Source organism: Verrucosispora sp. WMMA2121 (assembly GCF_027460185.1).
Classification (GTDB): Bacteria; Actinomycetota; Actinomycetes; order Mycobacteriales; family Micromonosporaceae; genus Micromonospora; species Micromonospora palythoicola.
On the sequence record NZ_JAPZBH010000006.1, the window covers coordinates 3,341,450 to 3,360,139 of the forward strand.

At 70.7% G+C, this 18,690-nt stretch carries 13 protein-coding genes and 1 pseudogene; 7 read left to right on the forward strand and 7 right to left on the reverse strand.

Annotated elements, in window-relative coordinates; genetic code table 11:
- Positions 1-4: 4 nt before the first annotated feature.
- The 3 genes from O7605_RS23980 to nudC all read right to left on the reverse strand — a co-directional run bounded on the left by O7605_RS23980 (position 5) and on the right by nudC (position 4,459).
- Positions 5-1,756, reverse strand: a complete 1,752-nt coding sequence (locus tag O7605_RS23980) for an ABC transporter ATP-binding protein (protein ID WP_269741240.1) — start codon at positions 1,754-1,756, stop codon at positions 5-7.
- Positions 1,753-3,429, reverse strand: coding sequence for an ABC transporter ATP-binding protein (locus tag O7605_RS23985; RefSeq protein ID WP_269741241.1), 1,677 nt, complete (start codon positions 3,427-3,429; stop codon positions 1,753-1,755). The genes O7605_RS23980 and O7605_RS23985 overlap by 4 nt, the downstream gene beginning before the upstream one ends.
- Before the next feature lie 88 nt (positions 3,430-3,517).
- Positions 3,518-4,459, reverse strand: a complete 942-nt coding sequence (gene nudC / locus O7605_RS23990; RefSeq protein WP_443084003.1) for an NAD(+) diphosphatase — start codon at positions 4,457-4,459, stop codon at positions 3,518-3,520.
- 100 nt (positions 4,460-4,559) lie between these two features.
- Between nudC and O7605_RS23995 the strand changes: the two genes are divergently transcribed.
- The 3 genes and pseudogenes from O7605_RS23995 to O7605_RS24005 all read left to right on the forward strand — a co-directional run bounded on the left by O7605_RS23995 (position 4,560) and on the right by O7605_RS24005 (position 6,835).
- Positions 4,560-4,964 carry a GntR family transcriptional regulator gene (locus O7605_RS23995; protein ID WP_269741243.1) on the forward strand — a complete coding sequence of 135 codons (405 nt, stop codon included), beginning with the start codon at positions 4,560-4,562 and terminating at the stop codon, positions 4,962-4,964.
- An 11-nt stretch (positions 4,965-4,975) separates the two neighbouring features.
- A pseudogene (locus O7605_RS32215) lies at positions 4,976-5,870 on the forward strand (ABC transporter ATP-binding protein).
- Positions 5,867-6,835: a transporter gene (locus O7605_RS24005; protein WP_269741244.1), complete on the forward strand. Its 969-nt coding sequence runs from the start codon at positions 5,867-5,869 to the stop codon at positions 6,833-6,835. Before O7605_RS32215 ends, O7605_RS24005 begins: the two are co-directional and overlap by 4 nt.
- A gap of 148 nt (positions 6,836-6,983) precedes the next feature.
- On the opposite strand, the gene O7605_RS24010 is transcribed toward O7605_RS24005, so the two are convergent.
- Genes O7605_RS24010 through O7605_RS24025 form a run of 3 tightly spaced genes read right to left on the reverse strand, consistent with a single transcriptional unit; the run spans position 6,984 to position 10,536 of the window.
- Positions 6,984-9,119, reverse strand: coding sequence for a CotH kinase family protein (locus O7605_RS24010; RefSeq protein ID WP_443083962.1), 2,136 nt, complete (start codon positions 9,117-9,119; stop codon positions 6,984-6,986).
- On the reverse strand, positions 9,110-9,940 hold the full coding sequence (locus O7605_RS24020) for a polyphosphate polymerase domain-containing protein (RefSeq protein WP_269741245.1): 831 nt from the start codon (positions 9,938-9,940) through the stop codon (positions 9,110-9,112). The genes O7605_RS24010 and O7605_RS24020 overlap by 10 nt, the downstream gene beginning before the upstream one ends.
- Positions 9,937-10,536: a DUF4956 domain-containing protein gene (locus O7605_RS24025; RefSeq protein WP_269741246.1), complete on the reverse strand. Its 600-nt coding sequence runs from the start codon at positions 10,534-10,536 to the stop codon at positions 9,937-9,939. Before O7605_RS24025 ends, O7605_RS24020 begins: the two co-directional genes overlap by 4 nt.
- Before the next feature lie 556 nt (positions 10,537-11,092).
- On the opposite strand from O7605_RS24025, the gene O7605_RS24030 reads away from it, so the two are divergent.
- From O7605_RS24030 to O7605_RS24045, 4 genes are all read left to right on the forward strand, one after another.
- A complete protein-coding gene (locus O7605_RS24030; RefSeq protein WP_269741247.1) occupies positions 11,093-12,790 on the forward strand; it encodes a glucuronyl esterase domain-containing protein in 1,698 nt (565 codons plus the stop codon).
- 238 nt (positions 12,791-13,028) lie between these two features.
- Entirely contained in the window at positions 13,029-14,402 is a 1,374-nt protein-coding gene (locus tag O7605_RS24035; protein WP_269741248.1) for an endo-1,4-beta-xylanase, read from the forward strand.
- A 368-nt stretch (positions 14,403-14,770) separates the two neighbouring features.
- Positions 14,771-15,937 carry a GH12 family glycosyl hydrolase domain-containing protein gene (locus O7605_RS24040; RefSeq protein WP_269741249.1) on the forward strand — a complete coding sequence of 389 codons (1,167 nt, stop codon included), beginning with the start codon at positions 14,771-14,773 and terminating at the stop codon, positions 15,935-15,937.
- Positions 15,938-16,109: 172 nt separating this feature from the next.
- Positions 16,110-17,486 carry a glycosyl hydrolase family 18 protein gene (locus O7605_RS24045; protein ID WP_269741250.1) on the forward strand — a complete coding sequence of 459 codons (1,377 nt, stop codon included), beginning with the start codon at positions 16,110-16,112 and terminating at the stop codon, positions 17,484-17,486.
- A 400-nt stretch (positions 17,487-17,886) separates the two neighbouring features.
- On the opposite strand, the gene O7605_RS24050 is transcribed toward O7605_RS24045, so the two are convergent.
- Complete coding sequence (locus O7605_RS24050; RefSeq protein ID WP_269741251.1) at positions 17,887-18,663, reverse strand: IclR family transcriptional regulator; 777 nt, start codon at positions 18,661-18,663, stop codon at positions 17,887-17,889.
- Positions 18,664-18,690 lie beyond the last annotated feature (27 nt).

Genomic DNA, 18,690 nt, shown 5'->3' on the forward strand with positions numbered 1-18,690 from the left:
AGGGTCAGTGCCGCCAGGCCGACCAGAGGTCCGCGTACCGGCCGCCGGCCGCGATCAGCTCCTCCGGCGTGCCGATCTCGACGATCCGGCCGTGCGCCATCACGGCGATCCGGTCGCAGGCGTGCGCCTGGCTGAGCCGATGGGCGACGACCACCGCCGTGCGGCCCCGGGTCAGGGCGGCGCTGGCCTGTTCGAGCTGCCGGGCTCCCGCACTGCCGGCCTCGGCGCTGGCCTCGTCGAGGACGACGATCGGCGGATCGGTCAGCGCGATCCGGGCCAGTGCCAGCTGTTGGGCCTGACCGGCGGTGAGCGGGTGTTCGCCGTCGCCGACCCGGGTGGCCAACCCGTCGGGCAGGGCGGTGACCCAGCCGTCGGCTCCGACCAGCCGCAACGCGGTGTGCAGCTCCTCGTCGGTCGCGTCCGGAGCGGCCAGCCGCAGGTCCTCGGCGAGGGTGCCGGCGAAGACGTGGACCTCCTGGGTGACCACGCCGACGGTGCGGCGCAGCTCGACCGCGGACAGTTCACCGATCGGACGGTCACCCAGCCACACCTCGCCCTCGGCGGCGGGGAAGACGCCACCGAGGATGGCCGCGAGGGTCGTCTTGCCGGCTCCGCTCTCACCGACGATCGCCAACGACTCGCCCTCGGCGATCTCGATCGAGACGTCCCGCACGACGGTGGGACCGCCCGGGTAGCGGTGCCACACCGACTTGGCGGTCACGCTCGTCGGCAGCCGTCCGGAAACCGGTCCGGCCGGCCGCGACCGGGGTACGTCGAGCCCGGCGATACCGACGAGCCGGGCGAGCGCCGCGCCGGCCGACTGGACGTCGTTGAACGACATCAGCAGCAGGCCGAGCGGGCCGAAGAGTCGATGGAACAGCAGCGCGGCGGCGGTGACGTCACCGACCGTGCTGTCGCCCGCCCGTACCAGCAGGAAGCCGGTGAGCAGCACGGCGGTCAGTCCGAGCGCCTCCGCGTAGTTCATCGTGTTCGCGAACCAGAGGAAACCGCGCACCGCGCGCAGCCGCGCCGCGACGGCGTGCCGGGAGGTCTGCTCGACCCGTCGGCTCTGGCGGTCCTGCATGCCGTACGCGTGCACGGTCCGGGCACCGGTGAAGGTGGTCAGCAGGCTCTGGGTCCGCACCGCCGCGGCTTCCCGCTCGGCGGCGTACAGCCGTTTCGCCTGCGGCACGAAACGGCGCAGGCTCAGCACGTACACCGGGAAGACGACCAGGAACGCGGCGGCGATGCGCCAGTCGAGCGTGGCGAACCCGGCGAAGGTGATGACGACGGTGACCAGTGCGGTGAAGATGCCGGCCGCCAGCCGCACCGAGTCGGTCACCCGTTCCACGTCCTCGGTGACCCGGGACGCCACGTCACCGGAGCCGGCGCTCTCCAACCGGGTCGCGTCCATCCGCAGCGCCCGGTCCAGCACCTCCTCGCGGAGATCGGCGCAGGCCCGCATGCCCCACTCGGTGACCAGCCAGTTGGCGGTGCCGGTGAGGACCGCGGCGGCCAGGCCCGCGCCGAGGATGAACGCCGAGGTGAGCAGCAGCGAGCCGACGGTTCCGCCGGCCACCACCAGGTCGACCAGCCGGCCGAGCAGGATCGGCACGACGACGGCCGCGACACTCGCCGCCGTCGCCGCCGCCACCGACGTCCAGGCGAGCGTCGGGTAGTGCCGCAGGGCACGCCAGAAGGCGGCGAGGGTCACCCGGCCGGTCGCCACCGGCAGGATTGTGGCAGCGGAGGTCATCGCAGCACCACCTCCGCGTACGCCGAGTCGGCGAGCAGGTCGCGGTGCCGCCCGACCGCCGCCACCCGGCCGGCGCGGAGGAACACGACCCGGTCGCACCGGTCGAGCAGCGGCGCGCTGGTGGTCACCAGTACGGTCGCCCGGTCGTCGGCGCTGCGGTACGCCCGGATGCCGTCGGCGATGGCGTGCTCGGTGACCGCGTCGATCGCCGTGGTCGGGTCCCGGAAGACGGTGACCGGTCGATCGGCCAGCAGCGCTCGGGTGAGGGCAAGCCGCTGCCGCTGGCCGCCGGAGAGGTTCAGGCCGTGGTCGACGAGTTCCCGGTCGAATCCGGCGTCGTCGGTGAGCAGGTCACCGACGGAGGCCGCGGCCAGCGCGGTGCGCAGGGCGGTGTCGTCCCGGTCGTCGCCGGTCTGGAGCACCTCCCGCAGGGTGGCGCCGAACAGGTCGACCCCGTGGGGTTCGACGAGCACGGTCCGGCGCACCGAGGCGAGGTCCAGCTCCCGCATCGGCGTGCCGGCCAGCCGCACCTCGCCCCGCTCCGGCGACCGTGCCCCCGCGAGCAGGTCGGTGAGGTCGTCGGCGGTGCCGGTCTCCGCGGTGACGATGCCGAGCAGCTCTCCGGGGGCCACGGCGAGGTCGACGCCGTCCAGGCCCGGCGCGTGCACCCGGTCGAGGCGCAACGCCCCCGGCCGGGCTGGGAGCGTCCCGGACGGCACCCGCTCCGGTGCGGCGAGCACCTCGGCCACGCGGGTCGCGCTGGCCCGTGCCGTGGCCAGCCGGAAGACGCAGTCGGCGAGGTTGAGCACCGGGTCGGTGAGGAAGGTGGCCAGCCCGACGATCGTGATGAGCTGGCCGACCGTGATCCGCCCGGCCAGGGCGTACCAGCCCGCCAGAGCGGCGACGGCGGTGATCAGCAGGCCGGTGGTGAACGTGGACGCACCGACGAAGGTGGCACCGGCCTTGACCGTGCCGATGCCGGCGCGCAGCGACGTCCGGCTGGCCGTGCGGTAGCGGTGCACGGCCTCGTCGACGCCACCGAACCCGCGCAGCGGTCGCAGCCCGCGCAGCAGGTCCGACGCGACGGCGGCGGCCCGACCGACCGCCTGCTGCTGCGCGGATGTGCGGCGTCCCACGACCGGGCCCAGCGCATTGAGCCCGAGCACCAGGATCGGCACGCCGACCACCAGGCCGAGCCCGAGCGACCAGTCGATCCGCAGCAGCACGACCGTCGACACCGTCAGCCCGACCAGCGCGCTCACCCCCCGGGTGCCCAGTTCGAGCAGTTCGGCGGCGGACTGGGTGTCGGAGGTGGCGATCGAGAGCAGCTCCCCGCTCTGGCGGCTGGTCTTGATCCCGTGACCACCGACCACCCGCCGGACCACCCGCATCCGCAGCTCGTGGGACTCCTCGGTGACCGCCCGGGACAGGAACCAGAAGCCTGACCGCCAGCCCATGGTGAGGGCGGTGAACAGCGCGAAGATGCCCAGCACGGACCAGAGCATCGCCGAGGTCGATCCGGTTCCGACGGCCTGGTCGATGACCAGGCCGATGGCCACCGGGACCAGCGCCTCACACAGCTGGTGCAGTGACCAGAAGGCGGCGCACAGGGCGGTGTCGCGACGCTGCCGCCAGAACATCCGGCGGATCAGTCGCCCCGTGGTCCGTGTCATGCCCCCGCCTCACGTTCGATGAGTTAGGGCAGGCTAACCTGCTGTCCTCGCTGATCGCCATTCGCGGGTGCACCGTGCTGCCCAGGTCTCAGACCTCGGAGTGCGGAAGCGGCGGCCGGTCGAGCCCGGCCCAGGAGCGCAGCAGCCGACCGCCGATGGAGTCGGCCGGCCCCGAGCCGGGACCGTTACGGACCCGCTCGACGATCTCGGCGCGGGTGAACCACCGGGCCTCCGTCAGCTCCCGTCCGTCCACGGCGATCGTGTCGTCGACGGCCCGGGCGACGAAGCCGACCATCAGACCCGAGGGGAAGGGCCAGCCCTGGGAACCCTGGTAGGTGACCGCACCGACCGTCACCCCGGCCTCCTCGCCGACCTCGCGGCGGACGGCGCCCTCCAAGCTCTCGCCGATCTCGACGAAGCCGGCGAGCAGCGAGAAGCCGTCCGGGCCGGCACCGTGATGGCGGGCGAGCAGGCAGCGTGGCTGCGGGCCGGGGTCTTCCACCAGCACGATGACGGCGGGCTCGATCCGGGGGAACAGCTGCCGGCCGCAGTCGGCGCCCTGGCACACCCGCAGGTGACCAGCGTCGGCGCTGACCGTGGTCGCGCCGCAGGTGCCGCAGTATCTGGCGTGCCGGTTCCAGTGGAGCAGGCCGCGCGCGTACGCCAGGGTCGCGGCGACCGGGCCGGGCAGGGCGCCGGCCAGTGCGCGCACATCGGCGCTGGCCTGCGCGGCACCCAGGCGCAGCGCCTCGGTCTCCTCGACCTCGCTGAGGTCGGCGGCGAAACTCGCCGTGGTGCCGTCCAGGCCGAGCAACGCGGTCTGCCCGGCGCTCGCCAGCACAATGCGGGCGGGCGGACCGGTGAGCCGCACCGGCCTGCCGTCGGCCGTGAGCAGTGGCCGATCGCGCCACATCGGTAGCACCTGGCTGTCGTCGCGGCCGAGCAGGTCGGCGACCCAAGCCGGGTCGGCGCGCCGGCTCGCCGCCCGGTCGTGCGTTGTCGCGGTGTACGCGAGCCCGTGAAACACCATGCTGCCGATCGTGCCGGACGCCTTTGGTGGCACGGTCACCGGCTCGACGCTCCTTTACCTCCTGTACTATGGACGTAGTACAAGAGGTAAAGGAGCGTCGGTGATCGAATTCGTACTGGACGGCCGGACCAAGGTGAACACCTACGTACAGCTGGTGCAGCAGGTCAAACAGGCGTTACGGGTGGGGTTGCTGGCGCCCGGCGACCAGCTGCCGAAGGTCCGCGAGGTGGCGCAGTCATTGGCGATCAACCCCAACACGGTGCTCAAGGCGTACCGCGAGTTGGAGCTCGAAGGACTGGTGGAGGGGCGGCCAGGTGTCGGCACGTTCATCACCGCGTCACTGCATCGTGAGGCGCTGGTCAATCAGGCCGAGCTGCGCGCTGAGCTGGTCGACTGGGTGCGTCGGGCGCAGGCGGTGGGGCTCACGGCCGAGGAGGTCACCGCCCTGGTGGCGACGACGATGCGGGCCACCTTTCCCGCCTCGGTGACGGAGGAACCCGCGTGAGAGGAAGCAGTATGGAGTTGGTGCTCAAGGCCGACGGGCTCGGCCGGAAATATGGCGGCACCTGGGCGCTGCGCGACTGCTCGCTGCGGCTGCCGGCCGGGCGGGTCGCCGCGCTCGTCGGGCCCAACGGGGCCGGCAAGAGCACGTTGCTGCACCTCGCGGTTGGCCTGTCCCGGCCGGACGCCGGCGAGGTACGGGTCTTCGGTCAGGTGCCGTACGGCAACACGGAGCTGCTGGCGGAAATCGGATTCGTCGCGCAGGACACTCCGATCTATCGGGACCTCACGCCGGAAGAGCTGGTCATCATGGGCGGCAGGCTCAACCGGCGGTGGGACGCGACCCTGGTGCGGACCCGGCTCGCGCAACTGGGCATCCCGCCCGGTCGGCCGGTCGGCAAGCTCCGGTGGGCAACGGGCCCAGGTGGCGCTCGCCCTCGCGCTGGCCAAGCGGCCCCGGCTGTTGCTGCTCGACGAGCCGGTAGCCAGCCTGGATCCGCTCGCCCGCCGCGAGTTCATGCAGTCACTGATGGGCAGTGTCGCCGAGTCCGGCACCACGGTACTGCTCTCCTCGCACATCCTCGGCGACCTCGAACGGGTCTGCGACTACCTCATCGTGCTGCACTCCGCAGAGGTGAAGCTCGCCGGCCCGGTGGAGGAACTGCTCGACGACCACCGGCAGCTGACCGGGCCGCGCGCGGCCGGTGAGCGTCCGATCGCCGGGGTCGCGGCGGTGGTACGGGCCAGTCACACCGACCGGCAGTCGACCCTGCTGGTCAGAGGCGACGGAGACCCCATCGATCCGGAGTGGACGGTCCGCGACGTCGCCCTGGAGGACCTGATCCTGGCCTATCTCACCGATGGCGAGACGGCGTCGGCCAGCCACGAGGCGTGGGGAGTTCCGGCATGATGTGGGTCGCCTGGCGCCAGCACCGCAGGCAGGCGTTGGTCACGCTGATCGGGCTCGCCGTCCTGGCTGCCGTGCTGGTCCCGACGGGGCTGGCGATCCGGGGCAGGTTCGCCGAACTCGGCCTGCCGCAGTGTCTGCGCAAGGACGCCGAGACGGCTGAGTGCGTCCGGGCCTTCAACCAGTTCAACAGCCAGCACGACACGACGCTCCTGGTCGGCATCCTCTTCCTCGTACTGCCGCTGCTGGTCGGGCTCTTCTGGGGCGCGCCGCTGGTCTCCCGGGAGGTCGAGCACGGCACCCACCGGTTCGTCTGGACGCAGGGGGTCAGCCGAACGCGGTGGGCGGCGACCAAGTTCGGGCTGGTCGGCGCGCTCACGCTGGGCGCGGCCGTCGGGTACGGGCTGGGCATGGCGTGGTGGCTGTCGCCGCTGGTGGCGGGCGGTGGCCGGAGCCGCTTCGACGTGCTCTTCTTCGACATGCAGGGCGTGGCACCGATCGGCTACACCCTCTTCGCGGTCGCGCTTGGGGTCTTCGCCGGGACCGTGTGGCCCCGCATGCTGCCGGCCATGGCGGTGACCCTGGCCGGGTTCGCCGCCGTACGCGTGGCGCTGACGGTCCTGGCCCGGCCGCACTACCTTCCCGGCCGTGAACACGCCACGCCGCTCGTCTCCGCCGCCGGCCTGGACGAGACCGCCCTGCGGGGCGCCTGGACGATCTCGAACGGCATCCGGGATGGCAGCGGAGCGATGGTGGCGCCGGGCGCCCAGATCATGTGTCCACCGGGCGCCACCGCGCCGACAGGCGGGCCGTGCGGTGGTGAGTTCGGCGCGGGCGCGTACAACTGGGTGCTCTACCAACCGGCCGACCGGTACTGGTTGTTCCAGGGTATCGAGACCGGGGTCTTCGTCGCGCTTGCCGCGATCCTGCTCTGTCTCGCCGTGTGGCGGGTCCGTCGGATCGCCTGAGCATCCGGTTGGTGCCCCCGCCGAGGGGCACCAACCGGACCCACGGACCGCCGTGCGGTCAGGGCAGGATCGCGGCGACGTAACCACCGTCCACCCCGACGTCCGGCACCGGTCCGCTGGACGGACCGGTGCCGGACGGCTACGTCGATCAGCTGGCCGTGCAGGTCGGTGTCGGTGTGCTCGGCGTGCCGGTGGTGGCGCCGAGGAAACCGAACGAGGTGCTGGCACCGGCGGCGAGACTGCCGTTGTAGCTGACGTTGCGGGCGGTCACCGTCGATCCCTGGCTGGTGACCGTCGCGTTCCATGCCTGGGTGACCGTCTGCCCGGCCGGGTACGTCCAGGTCACCGTCCAGCCACGGATCGCCGCGCCGCCCGCGGTGACCCGGACCTCGCCCTGGAATCCGCCGGACCACTGGTTGGTCACCGTGTAGGTCGCCGTGCAGCCGCTACCGCCGGGCGGCGGCGTGGTGGGCGGTGGGCTGCTCGGCGGCGGCGTGGTGGGCGGAGGCGTGGTGGGCGGGGGAGTGGTCGGCGGAGGCGTGGTCGGCGGGGGAGTGGTGGACCCGCCCCAGCCGGCGGTCGAGTCCAGCCAGGCGGCGCGGCGCAGCATCCAGTCCCGCATGAACTGGACCTGCCCCTGCCAGGTCGGCGCGGTCGGCGTGATGAACGGGCCGACCATTCGGGTGCTGAGGTTGGGCCAGCGCTGGAAGTTGCGCTGTGCCCCGTTGGCCAGCGGCCCGGTGAGGGCGTCGATCCGCGACTGCAGCGACGCGTCGGACAGCGGGCCCCGGCGCAGCGTCTGCCAGCGCAGCCGCACCTCGTTGACGAACGCCGGATCGCGCATCAACTGCGGGTACCAGTCGTTGGCCACCGGTTGGCGGACCTGCTGGTACTGCCAGCCGGCGGTCTGGTCGTTCTGGAAGAAGCCGCCCACCCCGAAGCTCAGGTCGTAGTCCCAGAGCGGCCCGGCGAGGATCTTGGTGTCGCGGTCCTTGTAGAAGTAGGCGCTGCGGATGTACGAGTCCATCTCCCGGCTCAGCTCGTTGATGATGAGCTGGTCGATGAAGGAGCCCACGTCGATGTACGCCCGGTAGCCGGTTGTCGGATCGGCGAAGTTGGGTGCCCGCAGCACGTTGTGGAACTCCTGGATGTGGTTGCGCAACCAGTCGCGTTGCTCGGGTTGCAGCGGTGACGGGTCGGCTACCTCAAGGTAGTTCCAGCAGCTCGCCGCCGGCCCGGTGCAGGGCAGCGTCGGCTCCTCGGCGGCCATCCACTCGAACTTCCAGATGTAGCCGCCGGTGATCCTCGGCAGGGTCCGGTCGTCCTCGCGGAGCTGCTTGAGGTCGAGACGGTCCTTGGAGTTCTTGATCGTCTCGACGATCATGTAGACACCCATGTAGTCGTCGGAACCGACCGGGCCGGCGTCGGTGTTCAGGTAGAACTCCGCGAAGGCGTACCGGGGCGCCGGCAGGCCCATCTGCCGGCCGAGGTCGTAGACGAACGCCTCGCGGATCAGGGACTTGTCGCTGAACGGCCCGCGCAGTACCCAGTCGGAGTCGGCCGGCATACCGAGGACCGGGTAGTCGGCGTCGTCGTCGGCGTTGTCCCAGAATTCGAGCCGGAACGGCGTCTTGGCGAACATCGCCGACGACTGCCCGCGCAGCCGGAACCCGGCCCGGGTGGCCACCGTGGGTGCGGCGGCCAGGGAGGTGCTGCCGCCACCCGGCTCGAAGATCATCGTGGTGGCGTCGAAGTACTCCCGGTCCGGCCGGCCGGCACCGTACGAGTCGATCAGGACGACCGGCAGGTCGTGTGCGGTGCTGGTGTTGCGCGCGACGTACATGGCGGTGCCGGGTGCACCCGAGGCGGTCTGCCCGACGAACGCCTGGGCCCGCAGTTGCGTCGTACGCGTGAACCGCAACGCCGATCCGGAGTAGAGCGGCGACTGTGCGTTCGGTAGCGCTCCGTCGGTGGTGTAACGGATCTGGGCACGGCTGACGGTGGTGCTCAGCGACACCGAGACCTCGCCGGAGAAGGTGCCACTGGGTACCGAGAAGCCGATGTCGCCGACCAGGTCCTCGGCGGCGTCCGCAGCGGCGGCGGCGTCCGCGGCAGTCCGGTCGACCGGTGTGGTGGAACTCGACGTGTCGGCGAGGGGTTCGGCACCGGCCGGTGCCGGCGACGGGACGAGAAACGCGGTGACCAGCATGGCGACGGCCGCGATCCCCGCGATGCGCAAGCGGGGTGCCGTCGAGGTGCCGACGCTGGGGTCGGTCAGACGCACGATGCCTCCTGGACGGGACGGTGGGTGGTGGCGGTCGGTGCCGTGCCCACCGACGGGGTGGTGCGGAAGTGCCGACGGAGTGTCCGGCGCCAGGGTGAATCCGGCAGCTCCGGGCGCAGCGCCGCCAGGCCCGTGGCGTACTTGGAGATGCGGGCCGGGCGCAGCCCTCGCTGCCACAGCAGCCGGTCGGCGGGCGACGCGGCGGCGCTGGTCTTGGTCTCGACCACGGCCAGGTCCGGTAGGTGCAGTGCGGTGTCACCGGCCTGCCAGGAGAGCCCGGTGTCGATGGTGACCCGGCTGGCGGTCGCCGGCAGCAGCAGCGTCATCCGCCGGTAGCTGGTGACCAGCACCGGGTCGAGGGCGCTACCCGCGGGCGGGCAGATCGCCTCCCGCACGAGTGCCTCGTCGACGAACTCGCGGCCGGGGACCACGGTCGTGCGGTCATGCGGCTCGTAGGGCAACCGGTGCTTGGTGATGCTGTCGCGCGCTCCGCTGATCTTCACTTCGAGCCAGCACTGCGCCGAGTCGAGGTAGGTGCGGGTACGCACCTTGAAGCGGCGTCGCCGCCGGTAGGCCGCGCAGTGGTAGCTGGCCAGCAGCGGGGTGTCGAAGTAGACCGACTCGTAGCGGAAACTGCGCGCGCCGTCGATGTCCAACACCCGCGCGTACGGGGTGAGCTGGTCCAGCAGGTGGGGCAACCGGTCGAGGGGGACGAGGTACTTGCGGTCCACCCGGGTCTGCAGCGCGGCCCGGTCGACGAGTTCGGCCAGCCCGATCGGGTCCATGGCCGTCAGCGGCGCGGTGATCGGCTGGATGCTCATCGGGCGGCTCCCGCCGTCGCCGGAGTCGCGGACGCCCTGGTGGCGCGGCCCTTGACCGAGTACCGGACGTCGACCACGGTGGTCTCGTTGACCAGGTCGAGTCGTTGCACCGTGGCGACGTGCACGCGGGCGCCGAGCAGTTGCTCCAACTGGGCCACGAGGGTCACGTGGTCGGTCACCGCCGAGTCGAGCACCATGATCTGGTGCCGGTAGTGGCGGAGCAGCCGAGGGTGGTCGCCCAGGAACATCACCACGACGAGGAGACCCATCAGTCCGGCGCTGAGCCAGATCGAGGTGGTGCTCAACGCGCCGAGGATGCCCAGCGCCAGGGCGGAGAAGTAGTACGCGACCTCGTGCTGGTCCAGCTCCGTCGACCGCAGGCGGATGATCGACAGTACGCCGAACAACGCCAGCCCGAGCCCCAGCCCCGCGCCGACGTTGCTGGCGCTGAGCGCGCTGGCCACCGCGAGGACACCGACGTTGACGCCGAGGTAGGCGACCACGAGATCGCGGCGGCGGTGCCTCGGAAAGTAGAGCCCGAAGACGAGTAGCACCACCGCGCCGATGTCGATCGCGAACAGGATGAGCTGCGACATCTGCTGTCTTCCTCCTGGATCGCTGTCGCGCCGGCCCCGTCTCATCTCGTCGGCACGAGCTGCGGTCAGGCGACCGAACGCAACCGAAAATCTCGGTAAACTTGCGGGAACTATTCCGGGAAGCGTAATGGCAAGCATTGAACTAGGTCAATGGTCATGTCGTGCCAACCTGGACTTTTGGCGCGCTCGACGCCGTCGTGGTCGGCGGCTCGCGACTGGTCGCCCGGCCCGACGGTGGATCGCCCGCAGGTGAACCCATCATGTACCAGGGGTGAATCGAGGGTAAACAACCCTGGCGGCACGCCGTTCGTCGCGGGTGCGTCCGGCCAGCCACCGGGCCGCGCCGGTGGGTCGTCGTTCCGGTCGGCCCGCGAGGACGCGCCGCGAGTGCCCGACCGGGTGGGCCGACCGGGTGGGCCGACCGGGTGGCGGGGACCGATAATCACCGAAACCGTATTGACATGTTTCGTTCTTGTGTTCGAAACTTACCCAACGTCTATCGACGTTGATCGATTGAGTCCGATGGTGTCTCGCCGTCTCCCGGAAGGGGGCCCGAATGATCAGCAGGTTGGGCCGCTCCCGTAACCGTTCGATGCTGGTGCTGGCGGTGACGGCACTCACCCTCGTGGCGGCGACCTGGTCGATGGCCGAGGGCGGTGCGGCCCGCGCCGCCGCCGGCCTCGCGACCGTCTCGTCGGTGGAGGACGAGGGTGTCGACTGCCCGACGTCGAATCCCGGAACGCCCTCGGCCAATCCCAGACTGCCCGACCCGTTCCGGCGGCTCGACGGCAGCCGGATCTCGGCCAGGTCCGACTGGCGTTGTCACCGGGCGGAGACCAAGCAACTGGCGCAGCGGTACGTCTACGGCGACAAGCCGGCGAAACCGCAGACCGTCAGCGGTACGGTCTCGAGCACCAGCATCACGGTGAACGTGTCGCACAACGGCCGTACCGCCAGCTTCTCCGCGAGCGTGCAACTGCCCAGCGGTGGTAGCGGGCCGTATCCGGCCGTGGTGGTGCTGGGCGGGTTCGGCGCGGACACGGCCACCATCCGGTCCGCCGGCGCTGCCGTGATCAGCTACGACCCGCTCGCGGTCGGTCGGGAGGGTACGCCCCGCAGCAACAAGCAGGGCGCCTTCTACAGCATCTACGGCTCGTCCAGCAGCACCGGGCTGCTGGTCGCCTGGGCCTGGGGGGTCAGCCGGATCATCGACGTGATCGAGCAGTCGGGCGGCACCATCCTGCGCGCGGACGCGACCGGCGTCACGGGTTGCTCCCGCTACGGCAAGGGTGCCTTCGTGACGGGCGCGTTCGACCAGCGCATCGCCCTGACCATGCCCATCGAGTCGGGCAGTGCCGGTTCGCCGATCTTCCGCGGCATCCCGGGCGAGTCCGGCGCCCAACCGTTGAGCAGCGCGTACGGCGAGCAGCCGTGGCTGGGCGACGCCTTCGGGTCGTACACCGGCAACCCGGCGAACCTGCCGATCGACACGCACCAGACGGTGGCCCTGGTGGCGCCGCGTGGACTGCTCATCATGGACAATCCACACATCGACTGGCTGGCCGCCCGATCCTCCAGTGTCGCCGCGCTGGCCGGAGCGGAGGTCTACCGGGCACTCGGCGCGGGTGACAACATCAGCTACTGGTCCGACGTCCAGGACGGCACGCACTGCGCCTCCCGGCCCGAGTGGCGTACCCCGTTGCAGCAGAACATCCAGAAGTTCCTGCTCAACACGGGCAGCTCGACGGGCGTGTTCCGGATCTCCAGCCGGAAGGCCGGCAACCTGTCGCAGTGGCGGGACTGGCAGACGCCGACCCTCGCCGACGGCCCGACCAGCCCGCCGACCACGCCGCCCACCTCCGCGCCGCCGACGACGCCGCCCACCTCCGCGCCGCCGACGACGCCACCCACCACGCCTCCGACGACTTCGCCGACGACCCCGCCCACCACGCCACCGTCGAGTGGTGCCTGCTCGGCGTCGGTGTCGATCAACCAGTGGACGGGTGGCTTCGTCGCCACCGTACGGGTGACGGCTGGCACCGCCGCGGTCAACGGCTGGACGGTGGCCCTGACGTTGCCCTCCGGTGCCAGCGTCACCAACGCCTGGAACGCCCAGCGCAGCGGCTCCAGCGGCGCGGTCACCTTCAGCAACGTCAGCTACAACGGCTCCATCGCCGCCGGGCAGTCGACCGAGTTCGGTTTCCAGGGCACCGGCACCGGTGGTGGGATGGTCCCCGCCTGCTCGGCCCGGTAGCCGCGGCACCGCCGCAGGTGAGGGCGCGGCGGCGAAGGTCGCGGGTCCAGTAACTCTCCGAAACTTCCGGGAGAACTTCCGGAAATCATTGACGTGCGTGAAACCTCGCTGCAATACTTCGGCCCAGTAAGGCCGATGCGATCCCTTTGGCCGGGATACGCCTCACCCATCCTTTTCGCACATACGCGTCCGGATTCATGCTGCCCAGCGCGGGCCACCGGACCCCGGAAGGAGCGTCATGGCCAACTCTTCCCGAGCACCCGGACGGTCCAGGCGACTGCGCGCCGCGCTCGTCGTCTCGGCTGCCGTCGGCCTGCTCGCCACCGCGGGCGCCGTGGTCCTGCCCGGCAGCGCCAGCGCCGCGAGCACCCTCGGTGCCTCCGCGGCGGAGCGCGGCCGTTACTTCGGTACCGCGGTCGCGGTGAGCAGGCTCAACGACTCGGCGTACACGACCATCCTGAACCGCGAGTTCAACCAGGTCACCGCCGAGAACGAGATGAAGATCGACGCGCTCCAGCCGAACCAGGGGCAGTTCAACTACGGCAACGCCGACCGGCTGGTCCAGCACGCCCGTAGCCAGGGCATGCTGGTCCGCGGACACACTCTGGCGTGGCACTCGCAGCAGCCGGGCTGGATGCAGAACATGTCCGGCACCACCCTGCGCAACGCGATGCTCAACCACGTGACCCAGGTCGCCACCCACTTCCGGGGCCAGATCGAGTGGTGGGACGTGGTGAACGAGGCGTTCGCCGACGGCAGCAGCGGCGCGCGGCGCGACTCGAACCTGCAGCGCACCGGCAACGACTGGATCGAGGCGGCCTTCCGGGCCGCCCGCCAGGCCGACCCGAACGCCGACCTGTGCTACAACGACTACAACATCGACAACTGGAACGACGCCAAGACCCAGGCCGTCTACCGGATGGTCCAGGACTTCAAGAGCCGCGGCGTGCCGATCGACTGCGTCGGCCTGCAGTCGCACTTCACCGGCGGTTCGAACTACCCGAGCAACTACCGCACCACGCTGTCCAGCTTCGCCGCCCTCGGCGTCGACGTGCACATCACCGAACTGGACATCCGCAACGCCCCGACCGACGCGTACCGCAACGTGGTGAACGACTGCCTCGCCGTCGCGCGCTGCAAGGGCATCACCGTGTGGGGCATCCGCGACTCCGACTCGTGGCGCTCCAGCGAGAACCCGCTGCTGTTCAACGGCAGTGGCCAGAAGAAGCCGGCGTACGACGCCGTGCTCGCCGCGCTGAACAACGGCACCACGCCGCCCACCGGCAACCCGACCACCACGCCGCCCACCGGCAACCCGACCACTCCGCCGCCCGGTGGCGGGTGCACCGCGACGGTAACGCCCGGCCAGGTCTGGGGTGACCGCTACAACACCTCCGTGACGGTCAGTGGGGCCAGCACCTGGTCCGTGGTCGTCGCCATCACCGCGCCGCAGAAGATCTCCGCTACCTGGAGCGGCAGCCCCACCTGGGACAGCAGCGGCAACGTGATGACGATGCGCTCCAACGGCAGCGGCAACACGTTCGGCTTCACCACGATGATGAACGGCAACTCCAGCGCCCGACCGCAGATCAGGTCCTGCACCGCAGGCTGACCTGGTCGAGCCACACCGGCCGTGCGGGGCTTGCCCCGCACGGCCGGTGTGCTTTGTCCGGCGAGCCCGGGGATCCGGAGCAGTTCATTGACGGCTGTCTGGCTGTCGTCGTACCGTCGCAGCGTCAGCCATCGATGATGGGCAGGGCGACCGAGCCGGCGCCCGTGTCCGCCGGGCGACTTCCAGGGCACGGTCGCCGGGCGCGATGGGCCGCGACGGCCGGGCCAGCGCCGCAGGCACGGTCCGGCCACGCACGCCGCTGCCGGCTGCCGCCTCAGTACGTGATCACAACCTGCCCAGCAGGATCCGGTTGTGAACGCGAACAGTTCCGGTCGCCCGGACCGCGGCCAGGACTGAAGGAGAGAGCAATGGTGAAACGGAAGCGCATCGCCCTGCTCGCCGCCGCGGTGGCCAGTACGCTTGTCACCGCCGTCGTCGGGGTCGCGGTGGCACACGCCGCGACGGTGGCCTGCGCGGTGCGGTACACGGTCTCCGCCCAGTGGCCGGGCGGATTCAACGCCGACGTGACCATCACCAACCTCGGCGACCCGGTGTCGTCGTGGCGCCTGACCTGGGCCTACGCCGGCGGACAGCGGGTGACGCAGGCGTGGAACGCGACCGTGACGCAGGACCTCGCGCAGGTGACCGCGGCGAACATGCCGTACAACGCGACGATCGGCCTCAACGGCACCGCGAACTTCGGTCTCACCGGCTCGTGGAGCGGCGGCAACCCGGTACCGACCGCGTTCGCGCTCAACGGGGTGACCTGCACCGGCTCCGGTAACCCCGGTCCGACCCCGACGCCGACCCGCACCACTGCCCCGCCGATTCCCGACTATCCCCCCACCGGGCGGCTGTGCGACAGCGACGATCTGATCGAGATCGGGAAGTACTGGATTCCGAACAACCAGTGGGGCGCCACCGGTGCCACCGGCAGCCAGTGCATCTGGTCCAACGGAGGCCCGGGGGACCCCATCTACTGGGGGACCAGTTACAGCTGGAGCGGCGACCCGAGCAGCGTCAAGTCGTACGCCGCGGCGATTCTCGGCTGGCACTGGGGCTGGCGGCGGCCGAACACCGGCCTGCCGGTGCAGATCTCGGCGAACCGTGACGTGACCACCAACTGGCGGTTCAACGTCACCACCAACGGTTCGTCGAACATGAACGTCGCGTACGACATGTGGTTCCATCCGATGGCCAACCCGGGCTCGGCGGACCAGCCGACGGACGAGTTGATGATCTGGCTCTACCGTTCCAACGCGTCGCCGGCCGGCAGCCGCCAGGGCACCGTCACCATCGCGGGTACCACCTGGGAGGTCTGGCGTGGCTACGTGGGCACCTGGAACGTCTACTCCTACGTGCGGACCAGCAACACCACGAGCGCGACCCTCAACCTCCGCGACTTCACCAACGACGTGGTCTCCCGGGGCTGGATGAGCAGCTCGAAGTACCTGACAAGTGTCCAGGCGGGACCGGAGATCTTCACCGGCAGCGGCGAGGTCAACACGACGTCGTACCAGGTGACCGTCGGCTGAACCGGACCGATGGGTGCTGATCGAAGGACATCATTGACCGCAACCGTTAACACTCTTTAAGATTTGGCTGCCTCGAGGAACCCAGCACCGTACGCCACGGCCGGTCATCGGCGGCTCCACAACGACCGGCCGTGGCGGCACGGCACCCGCACCTGCCACGGGAAGGTCCTCGATGTCCTCACCACGTCCCCGGCCGCGCTCGGCCCTGGCCGCCGGTCTGCTCGCGCTGGTCACCGCCGGTGCCACTCTCGCCGTCACCCCGACCGCCGCCCAGGCGGTGGTGCTGCCCGACAACTTCAAGAGCGTGGGCTATCTGCCGTCCTGGACCGGCAACGTCAACTCGGTGCAGTACACCAAGCTCACCCACATCAACTACGCCTTCGTGCTACCGAACAGCAACGGCACCCTGCGCGCGGTGGAGAACCCGAGCAAGCTCACCTCGCTGGTGTCGCTGGCCCGGGCGAACAACGTGAAGGTCTCCATCGCCGTCGGCGGCTGGAACGACGGCGACGACTCCGCCTTCGAGGCCCTCGCGGCCAACGCCGGTACCCGCACCACGTTCGTCAACAGCGTGGTCAACTTCGTCAACCAGTACGGCCTCGACGGCGTCGACATGGACTGGGAGTACCCGGACCCGGGCGCCTCGGCCAACAACTTCGGTCTGCTGATGCAGCAGTTGAGCAACGCGTTGCGCCCGCAGGGCAAGCTGCTCACCGCGGCTGTCGTCGCGGAGGGCTACTACCGCGACGGCGTACCGACGTCGGTCTTCAACCACGTCGACTTCCTCAACATCATGGCGTACGACGGCGGCAGCCCACACGCCAACTACGACTGGTCGATCAACGCGGTGAACGGCTGGAAGGCCCGGGGTCTGCCGGCCAGCAAGGCCATCCTGGGCGTGCCCTTCTACAGCCGGCCCGGCTACTACACCTACACCCAACTGGTCGGCATGGACCCGGCCAACGCCAACCGGGACTGCACCACCGTCGGCGGCGCCCAGCAGTGCTACAACGGCGTACCGACGGTCAAGCGCAAGACCCAGTGGGCGATGGCGAACGCCGGCGGCATGATGAACTGGGAGTTGACCCAGGACACCGGCGGCTCGACCTCGCTGGTCAGCGCGATCTACGACACCGTGATGGGCGGCTCCCCGCCGCCGGCCGGTCGGACCGGCCAGATCACCGGCATCGCCGGCAAGTGTGTCGACGTCGCCGCCGCCGGCACCGCCAACGGCACCGCGATCCAGCTCTACACCTGCAACGGCACCAACGCACAGCGCTGGACCGTGGCCGGCGACGGCACCCTGCGCGCCCTCGGCAAGTGCCTGGACGTGACAAGCGCCGGCACCGCCAACGGCACCCCGATCCAGCTCTGGGACTGCAATGGCACCGGCGCCCAGGCCTGGCAGGCCCAGTCCAACGGCACGCTACGCAACCCAGTGTCGAACAGGTGCCTCGACGCCACCGGCAACAGCTCCGCCGACGGCACCCGGCTCCAGATCTGGGACTGCTTCGGCGGCGCCAACCAGGTCTGGCGTCTCCCGGCCTGAGCCTCCGCGGCAAGGTTCCGACCGGCGGCCGGCCAGTGAGGACGCTGGCCGGCCGCTCCCGACAGTGACGTTTCGTCACAGCAGCCGGCGTCGTCGTGATTGGTGACGGAACGTGAGGATGCCACTGACCCCCAGGTTTGCCCTTTCCCGCCTTTGCTCTGCTTCACCCGACGCACTGGCAGCTGAGCTGCGACGATGCGGCCGACCAGGAGCCGGCGGAGGCCCAGCTTGGACACTGAAGGTAACCGTTGCGTGGGTTGAAGCAGAGCAAAGGCGTCGAGGTCGTACGGGGAGGGGCGAGGCTAAGTTGCTGACCGTGACGGATACTGAGTCACCTGCGGCGAAGGCTGACCATGGGCGGCTGGCGATCGGGTGAAGCGGCCATGGTGCGGCGGTCGGCCTAACGGGTCAGCATGCTCCGGGCCTGGGCGAGTCCACCCACCAGTTCCCGCAACGCCGCGACGATCGCCGCTTCGAGCTCCGGGTTCAGTCGGCTGACCGGAACCGAGACGCTCACCGCGTCGACCGCCGGGCGGGCCAGCGGTACGGCCATCGCCACGCAGCGGATGCCCTCGGCGTTCTCCTCCCGGTCGACCGCGTGCCCGGTGGTCCGCACCGTGGCCAGGGCGGCGTGCAGGGACTCGGGGTCGGTGACCGTGTGCGGCGTGAGGCGAGCCAGCGGCCAGGTCAGCATCCGGTCGACGTCGGCGTCCGGATGCTCGGCCAGCAGGGCCTTGCCCAGCGCGGTGGCGTGTGCCGGCAGCCGGCGGCCGATCGCGCTGTACAGCCGCAGCCGGTGCACCGACTCCCGTTTGGCGAGGTAGACGACCTGGTCGCCGTCGAGTCGGCCGAGATGCACGGCTTCGCCGAAGCGACGGGACAGCTCGTCCAGCACGCCGGACAGCAGGCCGACCCGCTCGTCGCCGTCCAGATAGGCGGCACCGACCCGCAGCGCGCGTAGGCCGAGGCGGAACCGGGTGCCGCTCTCGTCGGTCTGCACCCAGCCGCGACCGACGAGCGTCCGGAGCAGGCCGTGCAGGCTGCTCTTCGGTATGCCGAGGGCGCGGGCCAGGTCGCCCAGCGCCCAGTGCTGTGGCCGCTCGGCGAGCAGTTCGAGCAGGTCGAGGGTGCGCCCGGCCGACTTCACGGGCTGGAAATCCTCGGGCGCGGTGGGCACGCGGCCACTCTAGCGAAGGGCGTACCC